Here is a 13,286-nt window from a genome sequence, read left to right as displayed (position 1 = left end):
CAACTTTATGATAAGTGATGGTACCCGTTGACCGATCCCTAATGAACTAAAACTTGATAAAAAACCGCAACCACAGAATAGCGGCAATGCTGACGACCATCGCGAAAACGTAGAAGCCGATCGAGCCGGTTTGCATTTTCCGCAACTGTCCCGACGTCTGTTTGACGCCCCAGCCAATTCCGTTGACGACGCCATCGATGATAAACTCACCGAAACTATAGAAGGCGTCCGACAAACCCCGCGTCGGTTTCACGATGATGTTTTCGTAAAATTCGTCGATGTAATATTTGTTGTACAGCACTTTTTCCAGAACCGGCCGTTCAACCGTATCGGATTCGGGCAGATTAACCCGCTGTATATACATTACATACGCAGCAATCAGCGCGATAATGGCAACTCCGGCCGACACGCCCATCAGCATATATTCCTGGCTGTGGGTCAGTAGGGTTTCGTTGAAGGCATTGGGCCGGACTTTGTGAGACAACTCAAAAATCGGACTGAGAAACTCCGCCAATGGTGCACTGCCGCCCAGTACTTCCGGAACGTTGAAAAAGCCGCCGATCACCGACAGGGCCGCCAGCACCAGCAGCGGAATCGTCATCGTTGCGGGGGATTCGTGCAAATGCTCACGCGTGTGCTCCGACCCGCGGAAACGACCGAAAAAGGTCAGAAACAGCAAGCGGAACATGTAGAAAGAAGTCATGGCGGAGCCGATAACGCCCAGCGCCCACAGGAACTTGTTGTGTTCGTAGACGTGCATCAGAATCTCATCTTTCGAGAAGAAACCGGCGAATGGTGGAATACCGGAAATGGCAATGGTGGCAATCAGGAAGGTCCAGTAGGTGATGGGCAGGTATTTTCGCAAACCGCCCATCTTCCGAATGTCCTGTTCATCGGCCATCGCGTGGATCACACTACCGGCCGCCAGGAACAACAACGCTTTAAAAAAGGCGTGGGTCATGACGTGAAAAATGCCCGATGTGTACCCCATGACGCTCAATCCCAGGAACATATACCCCAATTGACTGACCGTCGAATAGGCCAGTACTTTCTTGATGTCGTTTTGCACCAGGCCAATCGAAGCGGCCAGCAAAGCCGTGGCGATGGCAATACCGCCCATAATTTCGAGCGTAATGGGCGACAGGGTGTAGAGAACGTTTGAGCGAACGACCATGTAGATTCCCGCCGTCACCATCGTGGCCGCGTGGATCAGGGCCGAAACCGGCGTTGGCCCGGCCATCGCGTCAGGAAGCCAGGTGTAGAGCGGAATCTGTGCCGATTTCCCCATCGCACCGACGAACAGCAAAAGCGTTATGGCAACCACCGTTGGATCACTGACGGGGAAACCGGCGGCCTGTTCGAACACTTCGAGGTATTCGACGGTGCCGAAAGCGCCCATGATCATGAAAATACCGAGCAGAAAACCAAGGTCACCGATGCGGTTCATGACGAAGGCTTTGCGGGCTGCATTGTTATAACTCGTGTTTTTGTTCCAGAAGCCGATGAGGAGGTACGAACAAAGCCCCACGCCTTCCCAGCCGATGAACATGACGACGTAGTTGGACCCCATGACCAGCAGGAGCATGAAGAACAAAAACAGGTTCAGGAAGGCCATAAACTTCCCGTAGCCGTCGTCGTGCTTCATGTAGCCGATGGAATAGATGTGAATCAGCGATCCGACACCGGTCACGATCAGCAACATGATCAGCGAAAGCTGGTCGATCTGGAACGAGAAGGGGATTGTGAAGTGGCCCACCGTGATCCAGTCGAACAAAACCGTTCGGATGGGGGCTGCATTACCCAGTTCAGAAATCGTATTGAAACCGTTGAACACGAGCAGAACACAGGCAAAGGCAGCCAGTGGCCCCAGCGTTCCGATGATGCCGACCAGTCCGGCTGGCACCTTTCGGAAACCAATTCCATTAATAATGAATCCGATTAAAGGCAACAGCGGAATCAAAAGTATCAGTAAATCCGTCTGCATTTCTTAGAGCTATAGCGTTATTTTGAATGATGAATGATGAGTTATGAATGATGAATTACAACGGGAAACTTGGCGATGATGAATTAATTGAATTCATCATCCATCGTTCATACTTCATCATTAAATACTTACCATTTGAGTTTATTGAGTAACCCGACGTCAATCGAGCGGGTATTTCGGTAAATCATCACAATAATGGCGAGCCCGACAGCCACTTCGGCCGCGGCAACTGCCATGATGAAAAAGACAAAAACCTGGCCGGTAGGATCGGCCCGGTAGGACGAGAAAGCAATGAGCATCAGATTGACTGAATTGAGCATCAGCTCAATGGACATAAAAATGATGATGGCATTTCGCCGGGTCAATACACCGATAATGCCGATGACAAACAGCGCCGTGCTGATGATGAGGTAATATTTCAAGTCGATCAGTTGGATGACTTCGGGCACTTGAATCGGCACTTGGGTTGGCTGCATACAACGCTGGGGTTCAATTGCTACTGGTTACGGTCTTGTTCTGGTTTCTATCTGAGCGCCGGAGAAGACCCGGCAAAGTTAAGTAATATTCCCGCTTACTCAAATGGTTTGTCAATTTGCAATCCGGTGAGTTTTCTGTCCGTGTCACCGTTTGTTGAACATCCGCAGTTTTATTTCCGTCAGCTTCCGTTTGGTGTCGAGCGGAAACTCACTCTTCAGAATCCAGTCGTAGAAAGACGGTTCTTTTTGCAGCACATCGACCACCAGCGTGCCTTTGTGCTTGCCAAAATTGACAACTTCCTTGCCGTCTTTATTGTACACCATATGGCCCCGCAAATCGACGTTATTGTTCAGCATCAGCTTGTTAAGAATATCGACATCATTGCCGATGACCACTTCGTTGCCTTTTTCATCGGCAACAACGGCGCCGTCGTAGCGAACTACCATCGATTCCAGCACCTCAAATGTGGCCAGGGTATCGGCTTCGGCGCTGTGGGCATTGATCAATTCTTTACCACAGTAGAATTTGTAGGCGGCTTTCAGAGTACGCGGCTCCATCATGTGAAAAATCCGTTGCACATCGATGAGTCGCCGGTTCTTGAGATCAAAATCAACGTTGGCCCGCAGAAATTCTTCCACCAGAAGCGGAATATCGAAGCGGTTGCAGTTATAGCCCCCCAAATCGCAGCCATCCAGAAACTGAGCCATGGAACGGGCAACGGTTTTAAACAGTGGTTCGTCTTTTATATCCTCGTCGTAAATACCGTGAATCAGACTGGATTCAATGGGAATGGGAATCGTAGGATTGATTCGCTGGGTTTTTATCACCACTTCGCCGTTGGGAAGGGCCTTGGCAATGCTGATTTCAACGATTCGGTCTTTCATCGGGTCAATGCCCGTTGTTTCCAGATCGAAGAAAGCCAGTGGTTTTTTAAGAATGAGCGTATGCGTCATAGCCGGTTACGTACGTGGGTACAGCTACAAAAATACGCACTAGTATGGTTACCGCCCTCCTGTAGTCACCGAATTAATTCAGTGACTACAGGATGACCGCTTAACTCTCCCAGCCAAACGACCGTTCAACGGCTTTTTGCCAGCCGCGGTAGAGCCGTTGCTGATCAGTTTCGGCCATTTCCGGCTCAAACGTCCGGTCAACACCCCAGTTCTGACGCAGGTCATCAAAGTTGCTCCAGTAGCCCACCGCCAGACCGGCCGCATAAGCCGCACCGAGCGCCGTGGTCTCGGTCATTTTCGGACGAATGACCGAAACGCCCAGCATATCGGCCTGAAACTGCATCAGTAACTCATTGATGGTCATTCCGCCATCGACCCGCAACGAACTCAGTTGAATATTGGCATCTTTTTCCATCGCCTGAACCACGTCGAGGGTTTGGTAGGCAGTGGCTTCCAGAACCGCCCGCGCCAGGTGGCCTTTGGTAACAAACCGGGTCAAACCGGCAATGACACCCCGCGCGTCGGCTTTCCAGTACGGGGCATATAATCCCGAAAAAGCCGGGACAAAATAGGCCCCGCCATTGTCGGCCACCGTTCGCGCCAGCGTATCGACTTCCGCACTGGTCGAAATCAGACCCAGGTTATCACGCAGCCACTGAACCAGGGCCCCGGCAATGGCCACACTGCCTTCCAGCGCGTAATGAACGGGCTGATTGCCAAACCGGTAGGCCACCGTCGTCAGCAAACCATAGGTCGAATGGCGCAGTTCGGTGCCGGTATTCATCAACAAAAAGCAGCCGGTTCCGTAGGTATTTTTGGCTTGTCCCGGTTCAAAGCACGTCTGCCCGACCAAAGCCGCCTGCTGGTCGCCCAGAATCCCGGCAATGGGAACGCCCGGCAATACTTCCGACGAAACGGTGCCATATACTTCGCTGCTGGAACGGATTTGCGGCAACATCGCCCGCGGAATATCGAAGGCTTCCAGCAGAGCGTCGTCCCATTCCAGCGTTTCCAGATTCATCAACTGCGTCCGGCTGGCGTTGGTAACGTCGGTAATGTGCAGACCGTTGTAAGTGCCGCCCGTCAGGTGCCAGATCAGGAAGGTATCCATGTTGCCAAACAGCGCCAGCCCGCGTTCGGCATCGTCGCGCACCTCCGGCACATGATCCAGGATCCATTTGATTTTCAGGCTGCTAAAATACGTGGCTAGTGGCAGGCCGGTGGCCGCCCGAAACCGATCCTGGCCACCTTCTTCCGCGTAGCTGGCAACTAAATCGCCGGTTCGGGTGTCCTGCCAGACCAGGGCGTTGTAGTACGGTTTTCCGGTTTTCCGGTTCCAGACCACGGTGGTTTCGCGTTGGTTCGTAATGCCGACGGCGGCAATGTCGCTGGCCTGGATCTGGGCGTTGATCCGAGCCCGCGCGATGACTTCCTGCGTGTTGCGCCAGATTTCTTCCGGATCGTGTTCCACCCAGCCGGGCTGGGGATAAATCTGGGAATGTTCTTTTTGTCCAATGGAAACAATGGTACCCTGACGGTCGAAAACGATGCAACGGGTGCTGGTAGTGCCCTGGTCGATGGCGGCTATGTAGGTGGGCATAAGGGGTTGAAATTCGGCTGATTTTAGGAGTAGTATTTCAAAAAAGCCGTAATATATGAATTTATCGGTATTGAATAGGACTTCAATAAATCCGTTTGTAAGAGCGTCTGCTTAGTCCGCAGCTATCTCAATCTTCTTGTTCTAATCTTATGGATAGTGATTGTGGTAAAACAACCAATAAATTCGTCAAACCGCTCAGATAATAACTTCGACACGATAGCAGTTATCTCCTGAGTATCTTTAAAATGGTAACGCAGAAAAATGACACTGATATCATTGACATGATGGGAAAAGACCCACTCACCAAAATCTTTATCTTCAGTTAAAATAATTCGGGGCGGATTTCGGGATGATTCAATTATTTCTTCATCACGGATGCCCCGATTCGATTCATAAATGGAATAAATTTCAATTCCTGATGAGCGCAAAGCCGCAATGATAGAATGATCAATATTTTCGTCTGCGATAATCATGCCGCTGACAAATCAATCATTTCTTCGTTTGCCATTAAATCTGAAGCATACATCAACGCAGCCAGCACATCGGCTTCCTGCAAATGAGGGTACATTTTGAGCAGATCGGGAATGGTTGCGCCTTCAGACATTTTGCGCAGGAGCAGTTCCACGGTGATTCGTGTCCCTTTGATCACCGGTTTTCCCAACATAATTTGGTGGTCAGCAACAATTCTCTCTCGGTAATTCATACGCAGTTTAGTTCGGGATTTTGTATGCCGATCGCATCAACATCTCCAAAAATAACAAAAAGAAGTGAACTGAAGGTTGAAGAATTAATTCCGCGAAAAATACTGGACCAGCATGATGGACACGGAGGTAAACAGCGTGCTGGCGACAATTTTCACCATCGCGGGGAGAAAAAGAAGAATGTTATTGGCTTCGATCAGGAAGAGTGCGAAGTGGTGGATGAACGTCAGAATCAATACGTAATAGAAGAAATTGCGCGAACCCATTTCGTGGATCGAAAAAATGATCCGGCTTTCGAATCCGCGTTGAGCCGCCTGAAACCGCACCACCGCCGGGCGAATGTAGGCCATCAGGACCGTTGCTGCAGCGTGCATCCCCAGGGTGTTGTAAAACGTGTCTACGACAATACCGACGCCAAAAGCCGTTAATAAGGTGGCCGACAGACTCATTTCCATAGGCAGCAACAAAATACAGGCGACGTAAACGAAACAGAACGCAACGTCGAACAACACTAAATTCCGGACAATCAGAACCTGCAAAGACAGATAGAGCACAAACAGGAAAGAGATGTTCAGAATTTCGCGTAACGTCATGGGTTTATAGAGACTTTATCTTCTTTCCGGCTCGGTGGTTTTTTCCAGTTTTTCCTGTTCACCCTGTAATTTATTCTCTACCACATAAACGAAAGACAGGTTGCTGAAATCGGTTCCCACCGAAAGCGTCACATCGTGGTAGGTTTGATCGGGCATTTCACCGACGCGAATGACGCGTCCGACCAGAATACCGGATGGAAAAATGGAATTGTATTCTGATGTAACGACCGAATCGCCCCGGTACATTTTCGTATTGCGCGAAATATACAGCATCTTCATCCGGTGCGGATTAATGCCGTCCCATTTTGCCGGTCCAATATCATTGGCTTTAACAAGTCGGGAAGAAACCATAAAATCCGAGTGCAGAATGGAAGTTACAATCGAAATGTGTTCGGAGCAGATCTTGACCTTGCCCACGACGCCGGTTGGCGAAATCACGCCCATACCGGGCTGAATCCCGTCGGCAGTGCCTTTGTCCAGGGTAATGTAATTATTGGGATGTTGGGTGGTGTTGTTGATGACCCGCGCCACTTTGTATTGAAACCGGGTCGCAAAAATGGAATCGGTTTTGTAGTTGGTCGGCCCTTGCGGTTTGAGCTGCTGAAGCTGGGTTACCAGCGTATTGAGCCGCCGGTTTTCTTCGGCCAGATCGGTGTTGACCTGACGCAACCGGGCATATTCACGGGCCTTGTTCGACCAGTCGAGAATCTTGGCTGCGTAATAGTTCGATGTGTTGAAATACCGAACGCTCCAGTAATTGTTGTTATTGATGATAAAATAAAAGCTCAACACCTCGAGCAGAACAAACAAAATGAAGTTCCGGCTACGAATGATGAACTGAAATAACTCAAACATAGGTGAGCTAAAAATGATGAATGATGGATGATGAACGATGCATTATTCTCCCTCATCGTTCATCATCCATCATTCATCGTTCATAATTTAGCTAATTAGGACGGATTTATACATATCGAGATTCTTGATGACCTCGCCGGTGCCTTTCACGACGGCTTTTAGCGGATCGTCGGCGACGTGGATCGGCAGTTTGGTTTTTGCTCCAATCCGCTTGTCGAGACCGTGCAGTAACGCGCCACCGCCCGTCAGGTGGATTCCGTTCGTATAAATATCGGCGGATAATTCCGGTGGCGAAATTTCCAGCGCCTTCATGACGGCTTCTTCAATCTTCGAAATGGATTTATCGAGCGCGTAGGCAATTTCACTGTAGGTCACCTTAATCTCTTTCGGAATACCGGTCATCAAGTCGCGGCCCCGGATTTCGTAATCGGCCGGTGGATTGTCGAGTTCGGGCAAAGCCGACCCCACTTCCATTTTAATCTGCTCCGCTGATCGTTCGCCAATCAGCAGGTTGTGTTCCCGGCGCATGTAATCGACAATGTCGCGGGTGAAAACGTCACCGGCAATCCGGATCGACTGTTCGCAGACAATACCGGAAAGGGCAATGACGGCAATTTCCGTGGTTCCTCCGCCGATGTCGACGATCATCGTGCCGTTGGGCTGGGTAATATCGATTCCGATGCCGATGGCGGCTGCAATCGGTTCGTGAACCATGTACACTTCTTTGGCTCCGGCGTGTTCGGCAGAATCCTTAACGGCCCGCTTTTCCACTTCTGTGATACCAGACGGAATGCAGATCACCATCCGGTGGGATGGTGAAAACAGCCGGTTGCCTGTATCGATCATCTTAATCAACCCGCGAATCATCAGCTCAGCGGCCGTAAAGTCGGCGATGACACCGTCTTTTAATGGGCGGATTGTTTTGATATTTTCGTTTGTCTTTTCGTGCATTTGCATCGCCTTGTGACCAATCGCCAGGACTTTTCCATTGATTTTGTCCATCGCGATGATCGAAGGCTCATCCACCACAATTCGGTCTTTGTGAATAATCAGCGTATTGGCGGTACCAAGATCAATCGCAATATCGCTTGAGAGAAAGTTAAATAGTGCCATTCGTTATATTCGTGCAAGCACGGTGAAGCTCCTGTTTTTGGAGGTGCAAAAATATACATAATTCGAGACAACTATCGCTAAATAATTGGATTTTTATTATTTTTTATATATGATGGGAAATTAATAACGAAATGTCGCTACGGAATACAGGGGAAGACCGGTAGCGAAGTGGTCCGGAATCTGGTTGTTCCGGCAATTCTGCCGGGATTGATTAGCGTAAAAACAGTTACCTTTGCCGCGTATGGGAATCCGATCAGTTTTGAGCAAGCCCCTGGCGCAGTATGTCGTACAGCGGCAGCAGGTGTGGATGCACCGACCGGGCGAGACACAGCAACGGTGGCTACAGACGTTGCTCGATGGAGCAAGAAATACCGCTTTTGGCCGCGATCACCGGTTTAAAGACATCAATTCGTACCCCGAATTTCGTCAGGCCGTGCCCATTCGTGACTACGAGGATCTCAAACCGTATATCGAACGGATTCTGGCCGGCGAACCGGATGTGTTGTGGAAAGGAAAGCCGGTTTATTTTGCCAAAACGTCCGGAACCACGTCCGGAACCAAATACATTCCGATCACGAAAGAGTCGATTCCCAACCACATCAACTCGGCCCGCGACGCCCTCCTGAACTACATTCACGAAACCGGCAATGCGGCTTTTCTGGACAAAAAACTCATTTTTTTGTCGGGCAGCCCCGAGCTGGTGGTTAAAAATGGCATCAACATCGGGCGGCTTTCCGGTATTTCGAACCACCACGTTCCGGCCTATCTGCGCACCAACCAGTTGCCCTCCTACGAAACCAACACGATTGAGGATTGGGAAACCAAACTGGAGCGCATCATCGACGAAACACTGACGCAGCCGATGTCGCTCATTTCGGGCATTCCGCCTTGGGTTCAGATGTATTTCGACCGGATTCAGGCGCGCACGGGCAAGAAAATCAAGGATGTTTTTCCGGACTTTTCGCTGTTTGTCTACGGCGGTGTCAACTTCGAACCGTACCGGGCAAAATTGTACGAATCCATTGGCAAGAAAGTGGATAGCATTGAAACCTATCCGGCTTCGGAGGGCTTTATCGCCTACCAGGATACGCAGACGGAACAAGGGCTGCTGATGATGCTGAACAGTGGTATTTTCTTCGAATTCATTCCGGCTGAAGATTATTTTTCCAAAAATCCCCGCCGACTGACCATCGATCAGGTCGAGTTAGGCAAGAATTATGCGGTGGTTATTCACAACAATGCCGGTTTGTGGGGCTATTCGCTCGGCGATACCGTCAAATTTGTTTCGAATGATCCGTACCGTCTGCTGGTAACCGGTCGCATCAAGCACTTTATCTCGGCGTTTGGCGAGCACGTCATTGGTGAGGAAGTCGAAAAAGCATTAAAAGACGCGATGGAACGGCATCCGGAAACCGAAGTGGTCGAGTTTACAGTGGCGCCGATGGTGACGCCCGCCGAAGGGCTGCCGTATCACGAGTGGTTCGTTGAATTTGCCACGCCCCCCCACGATGCCGACGCTTTTGTCCGCGACCTCGACCGCCGGTTGACCGAATTAAACGTTTATTACAAAGACCTGATTTCGGGCAGCATCCTGCGTCCGCTGAAGCTGACGGTTTTGCCCCGCGAAACGTTCCGCAATTATATGAAGGCGCAGGGCAAGCTGGGCGGCCAGAACAAAGTGCCCCGATTATCGAACGACCGGGTGATTGGGGAAGGGTTGTTACAGACGATGCAAACGGCTTAACTATGAAAATAACCGGACTTGAAATCGGTGAATACCGTCAATTCAAGAATATCAAATTTGATTTTACGTATCCGGAAGGTCACCCAAAAGAAGGACAGCCATTGGATAAGGTGTGTTTTATTGGGCAGAGCGGGACGGGGAAGACGACGTTATTGAATGTAATTTGGGATTTCTTCCAAGTCGTCAGTCACAGCTTTCAACGCCTTGCAAATAAAACCGTACTTCTAAATGATGAGTCTTTTAGAACCTTTAAACACCTCACTATCAATAGTATCCTGAATGAAAATCGAATAACGCTTAGTAAGAATTTCTTTGATGAAAATTTTGATTGGCCCGATAAAGAATCAGCACTAGCATCATCAGGTTTTCACTGGCTTCAGGAATTAAATATATATGACAAATTAAAGGCTCTTACTCGTTCAGGTAAACTATGCCTCTATATTGATGAAGCTGCGGTAAGTTTATCTAAAAATCTTCTTGAAGAAAGAAATCCAACCGATAGAGATCTTGTAACGCTAAAAGGACAGGCATTTACTCCTTTTGATACACAGATTGATTCTCCGATAATAGGGTTAAGTAATTATTCTTCTGAGATCTTATGGTCAAGCATTTTAGAAGAAATAGACATCTATGACAATGATCTAAAGCAATTTGCCGCTAATTTAGTAAGTAAAAACTCATTTAGTAGCGACCGGTTGATCAGTCAAATAGGTCAATGGCAAAAGGAACATCCTAATCCAAGAGCGGATCTGGCAGAAAATTGTTTAAATCAAATTTTGCGTTTATTCCACTTAGAGGTAGATACAGAAGGGACAGAATCCCGGCTTGTTTTGAAAACAAAACAAGGGAGTCATATTGGGGGTAAATATTTAAGTACAGGGACTAAACAATTATTATCTACTTCAATACCTATTTACAAAGTCAAGGTTGATGAAGGTGTTATTCTCTTTGACGAACCTGAACGTTCGCTTTTTCCGGATATCCAGCGTGAATTAGTTGCACATTATACATCTCTATCTCCAACCGCCCAATTCTTCTTTGCCACTCATTCCCCAATCATAGCCTCTGCTTTCGAACCCTGCGAGCGGTTTATTCTTTATTTCGACGAAAACGGCGAAGTGAAATTTCGGAATGGTGTAGCACCGGAAGGTGATGATCCGAATGATATTCTACGTCAGGATTTTGGAATGAGCCCTTTGATGTTAGATAAAGGAGTTGAAGCGTATCGAGAATATCTGGACTTAGCTACTAAGATACGAAAAGAACCAGATAAAAACCGCAAAATGGAGTTGATCGTTGAGCGAGCAGCTATTGGAAATAAATACAATTTTTCGGCGACGGATGAGACGAATTGACAAAGATTCAGAATCGCTCATTATCAAAGAAAATTTATCTTATAAGGGGAAAGGGCGAGACAGCCGTTTATCATCTCTCCTATACGATGAACAAAATCATTTGTGCGCCTATACAGAGGAATACATTGGTCGTGCAGATCGAGGAGAAATAGAACATTTCGATCCAAATTTAAAATTCAGTGATGAGGATGGATACCTAAACTGGTTTTTAGTTAAGGCGCAATGGAATAGCGAGAAAGGCGATAAGAGACGATGGAATAAGTTTCAACCTTTAATGCACCCAACAGCCGAAGATTTTGAAACACGAATTTTATACGACAAAGGCAGATATATTCTCGCCAACGAGAATGATATTGAGGCCCGTAATCTTAGAGATTATTTAAAGCTGGATGATGAAGAGCTAGCAAAACAAAGAGTAAATTATATTTTACGCTTAAAATCAGATCTAATATTATCCGGTTTATCAAATCAAGAATTCATAGATACTCGTCTAGTGATGTACCGGAATGATATTTACTACATCCGTGCCATCGAAGAAGAATTGCAGGTAAAGGTTAACTTTGACCTGATAGAAAAAATATGACTAACCCCAAACGCCATATCGCCATTCTAGGCTCCACCGGCTCCATCGGGACGCAGACCATCGACGTCATCCGGGCTCATCCCGATGCGTTCGAAGTCGAGGTGCTGGTGGCCAACAACAACGCCGAACTGCTGATCGAACAGGCCGCACTCGTTCGCCCCAACGTGGTGGTAATCTGCAACGAAGACCGCTACGACCAGGTGTTTTCGGCCCTCGATCCACTGGGCATTAAGGTTTATGCCGGTGCCAAAGCCGTGTCGTCGGTGGTGCAGATGGAACGCATCGACATCGTGCTGACGGCCATGGTCGGTTACGCCGGCTTGCTGCCCACCATCAAAGCCATCGAAGCCGGAAAGCACATCGCGCTGGCCAACAAGGAAACGCTGGTGGTAGCGGGCGAACTGATTACCAAACTGGCGCAGGAAAAAGGTGTGAACATCTTACCGGTCGATTCGGAGCACTCGGCGATTTTTCAGTGCCTGGCCGGCGAACTGCACAATCCGATTGAGAAGATTATTCTGACGGCTTCGGGCGGACCGTTCCGCGGAAAAACGCCGGAGTTTCTGAAAACCGTGACCAAAGCCCAGGCGCTGAAACATCCGAACTGGACGATGGGTGCCAAAATTACCATCGATTCGGCCACACTCATGAACAAAGGCCTGGAGGTGATTGAAGCCCGGTGGTTATTCGGGCTCGAACCGGCGCAGATCGAGGTGGTGGTTCATCCGCAGAGCATCATCCACTCGATGGTGCAGTTTCAGGATGGCAGCATCAAGGCGCAAATGGGGTTACCCGACATGCGGCTGCCGATTCAGTGCGCACTGGCCTATCCATACCGGCTCCCTTCCGACTTTCCGCGCTTCGATTTTATCAACTACCCATCGCTGACATTCGAACAGGCTGATCTTGAAACATTTCGTAACTTGCAACTCGCTTTCGACGCACTCGGGCGGGGTGGCAACGCGCCTTGTGTCGTCAATGCGGCCAATGAAGTGGCCGTTGATGCGTTTCTGCACGACGCCATTGGCTTTCTGGAAATAGCCGAAATCATTGAAGAAGTCATGCAGAAAGTGGCGTATGTGGCCCAGCCAACATACGATGATTACGTCCGGACCGACGAAGAAACCCGGCGCATTGCCACCGCCCGAATTAAAAGTTTCGTTTAATTGTTTCCCGAGAAAAGCGAATTAAATAGCGAATTTTCGGAAATTTTTCCATCGCTCAGCGTTATTGGTATATGGACTTTTGGGTTTGGTTTATCATTGGCTTGGTCATTGGCTTCGTGCTGCTGAAGGTGTTTAAAAAGAAAAACAACGGTCAGCCGTGAA

The 13,286-nt window shown here is 48.7% G+C and carries 13 protein-coding genes; 4 read left to right on the top strand and 9 right to left on the bottom strand.

Features of this window, described 5'->3' with window-relative positions; genetic code table 11:
• Positions 1 to 46: 46 nt before the first annotated feature.
• From nuoL to EHT87_RS20240, 9 genes are all read right to left on the bottom strand, one after another.
• On the bottom strand, positions 47 to 1,984 hold the full coding sequence (gene nuoL, locus EHT87_RS20280; protein ID WP_124908490.1) for an NADH-quinone oxidoreductase subunit L: 1,938 nt from the start codon (positions 1,982 to 1,984) through the stop codon (positions 47 to 49).
• Between the two features lie 128 nt (positions 1,985 to 2,112).
• Positions 2,113 to 2,460: an NADH-quinone oxidoreductase subunit NuoK gene (gene nuoK, locus EHT87_RS20275; protein ID WP_124908489.1), complete on the bottom strand. Its 348-nt coding sequence runs from the start codon at positions 2,458 to 2,460 to the stop codon at positions 2,113 to 2,115.
• Between the two features lie 144 nt (positions 2,461 to 2,604).
• The gene (locus tag EHT87_RS20270) at positions 2,605 to 3,414 is read right to left on the bottom strand and encodes a 3'-5' exonuclease (RefSeq protein ID WP_124908488.1); all 810 of its coding nucleotides are present in this window, start codon (positions 3,412 to 3,414) and stop codon (positions 2,605 to 2,607) included.
• Between the two features lie 100 nt (positions 3,415 to 3,514).
• A complete protein-coding gene (glpK, locus tag EHT87_RS20265; protein ID WP_124908487.1) occupies positions 3,515 to 5,014 on the bottom strand; it encodes a glycerol kinase GlpK in 1,500 nt (499 codons plus the stop codon).
• 122 nt (positions 5,015 to 5,136) lie between these two features.
• On the bottom strand, positions 5,137 to 5,487 hold the full coding sequence (locus EHT87_RS20260; protein ID WP_124908486.1) for a DUF5615 family PIN-like protein: 351 nt from the start codon (positions 5,485 to 5,487) through the stop codon (positions 5,137 to 5,139).
• A complete protein-coding gene (locus EHT87_RS20255; protein WP_124908485.1) occupies positions 5,484 to 5,717 on the bottom strand; it encodes a DUF433 domain-containing protein in 234 nt (77 codons plus the stop codon). The genes EHT87_RS20260 and EHT87_RS20255 overlap by 4 nt, the downstream gene beginning before the upstream one ends.
• An 84-nt stretch (positions 5,718 to 5,801) precedes the next feature.
• The gene (locus EHT87_RS20250) at positions 5,802 to 6,308 is read right to left on the bottom strand and encodes a hypothetical protein (protein WP_124908484.1); all 507 of its coding nucleotides are present in this window, start codon (positions 6,306 to 6,308) and stop codon (positions 5,802 to 5,804) included.
• 15 nt (positions 6,309 to 6,323) lie between these two features.
• Positions 6,324 to 7,163: a rod shape-determining protein MreC gene (gene mreC, locus EHT87_RS20245; RefSeq protein WP_124908483.1), complete on the bottom strand. Its 840-nt coding sequence runs from the start codon at positions 7,161 to 7,163 to the stop codon at positions 6,324 to 6,326.
• Positions 7,164 to 7,250: 87 nt separating this feature from the next.
• Positions 7,251 to 8,276, bottom strand: coding sequence for a rod shape-determining protein (locus EHT87_RS20240; RefSeq protein ID WP_114404541.1), 1,026 nt, complete (start codon positions 8,274 to 8,276; stop codon positions 7,251 to 7,253).
• Positions 8,277 to 8,517: 241 nt separating this feature from the next.
• On the opposite strand from EHT87_RS20240, the gene EHT87_RS20235 reads away from it, so the two are divergent.
• Genes EHT87_RS20235 through EHT87_RS20220 form a run of 4 tightly spaced genes read left to right on the top strand, consistent with a single transcriptional unit; the run spans position 8,518 to position 13,124 of the window.
• A complete protein-coding gene (locus EHT87_RS20235) occupies positions 8,518 to 10,020 on the top strand; it encodes a GH3 auxin-responsive promoter family protein (protein ID WP_124908482.1) in 1,503 nt (500 codons plus the stop codon).
• A 2-nt stretch (positions 10,021 to 10,022) separates the two neighbouring features.
• Entirely contained in the window at positions 10,023 to 11,375 is a 1,353-nt protein-coding gene (locus tag EHT87_RS20230; RefSeq protein ID WP_124908481.1) for an AAA family ATPase, read from the top strand.
• Positions 11,362 to 11,958 carry a hypothetical protein gene (locus tag EHT87_RS20225; protein WP_124908480.1) on the top strand — a complete coding sequence of 199 codons (597 nt, stop codon included), beginning with the start codon at positions 11,362 to 11,364 and terminating at the stop codon, positions 11,956 to 11,958. Before EHT87_RS20230 ends, EHT87_RS20225 begins: the two co-directional genes overlap by 14 nt.
• Positions 11,955 to 13,124, top strand: coding sequence for a 1-deoxy-D-xylulose-5-phosphate reductoisomerase (locus tag EHT87_RS20220; RefSeq protein ID WP_124908479.1), 1,170 nt, complete (start codon positions 11,955 to 11,957; stop codon positions 13,122 to 13,124). The genes EHT87_RS20225 and EHT87_RS20220 overlap by 4 nt, the downstream gene beginning before the upstream one ends.
• The last annotated feature ends 162 nt before the right edge of the window (positions 13,125 to 13,286 follow it).

This window comes from Larkinella knui, from assembly GCF_003858645.1.
Classification (GTDB): Bacteria; Bacteroidota; Bacteroidia; order Cytophagales; family Spirosomataceae; genus Larkinella; species Larkinella knui.
Note: the sequence above shows the minus strand (reverse complement) of the source record. Positions and strands in the feature narration are given on the sequence as shown.

Coding starts and splice junctions, on each gene's coding strand:
- mreC (WP_124908483.1), bottom strand. CDS start 7,163: ATGTTTGAGTTATTTCAGTTCATCATTCGTAGCCGGAACTTCATTTTG.
- nuoK (WP_124908489.1), bottom strand. CDS start 2,460: ATGCAGCCAACCCAAGTGCCGATTCAAGTGCCCGAAGTCATCCAACTG.
- EHT87_RS20270 (WP_124908488.1), bottom strand. CDS start 3,414: ATGACGCATACGCTCATTCTTAAAAAACCACTGGCTTTCTTCGATCTG.
- EHT87_RS20235 (WP_124908482.1), top strand. CDS start 8,518: ATGGGAATCCGATCAGTTTTGAGCAAGCCCCTGGCGCAGTATGTCGTA.
- EHT87_RS20240 (WP_114404541.1), bottom strand. CDS start 8,276: ATGGCACTATTTAACTTTCTCTCAAGCGATATTGCGATTGATCTTGGT.
- EHT87_RS20250 (WP_124908484.1), bottom strand. CDS start 6,308: ATGACGTTACGCGAAATTCTGAACATCTCTTTCCTGTTTGTGCTCTAT.
- nuoL (WP_124908490.1), bottom strand. CDS start 1,984: ATGCAGACGGATTTACTGATACTTTTGATTCCGCTGTTGCCTTTAATC.
- EHT87_RS20225 (WP_124908480.1), top strand. CDS start 11,362: ATGAGACGAATTGACAAAGATTCAGAATCGCTCATTATCAAAGAAAAT.
- glpK (WP_124908487.1), bottom strand. CDS start 5,014: ATGCCCACCTACATAGCCGCCATCGACCAGGGCACTACCAGCACCCGT.
- EHT87_RS20255 (WP_124908485.1), bottom strand. CDS start 5,717: ATGAATTACCGAGAGAGAATTGTTGCTGACCACCAAATTATGTTGGGA.
- EHT87_RS20260 (WP_124908486.1), bottom strand. CDS start 5,487: ATGATTATCGCAGACGAAAATATTGATCATTCTATCATTGCGGCTTTG.
- EHT87_RS20220 (WP_124908479.1), top strand. CDS start 11,955: ATGACTAACCCCAAACGCCATATCGCCATTCTAGGCTCCACCGGCTCC.
- EHT87_RS20230 (WP_124908481.1), top strand. CDS start 10,023: ATGAAAATAACCGGACTTGAAATCGGTGAATACCGTCAATTCAAGAAT.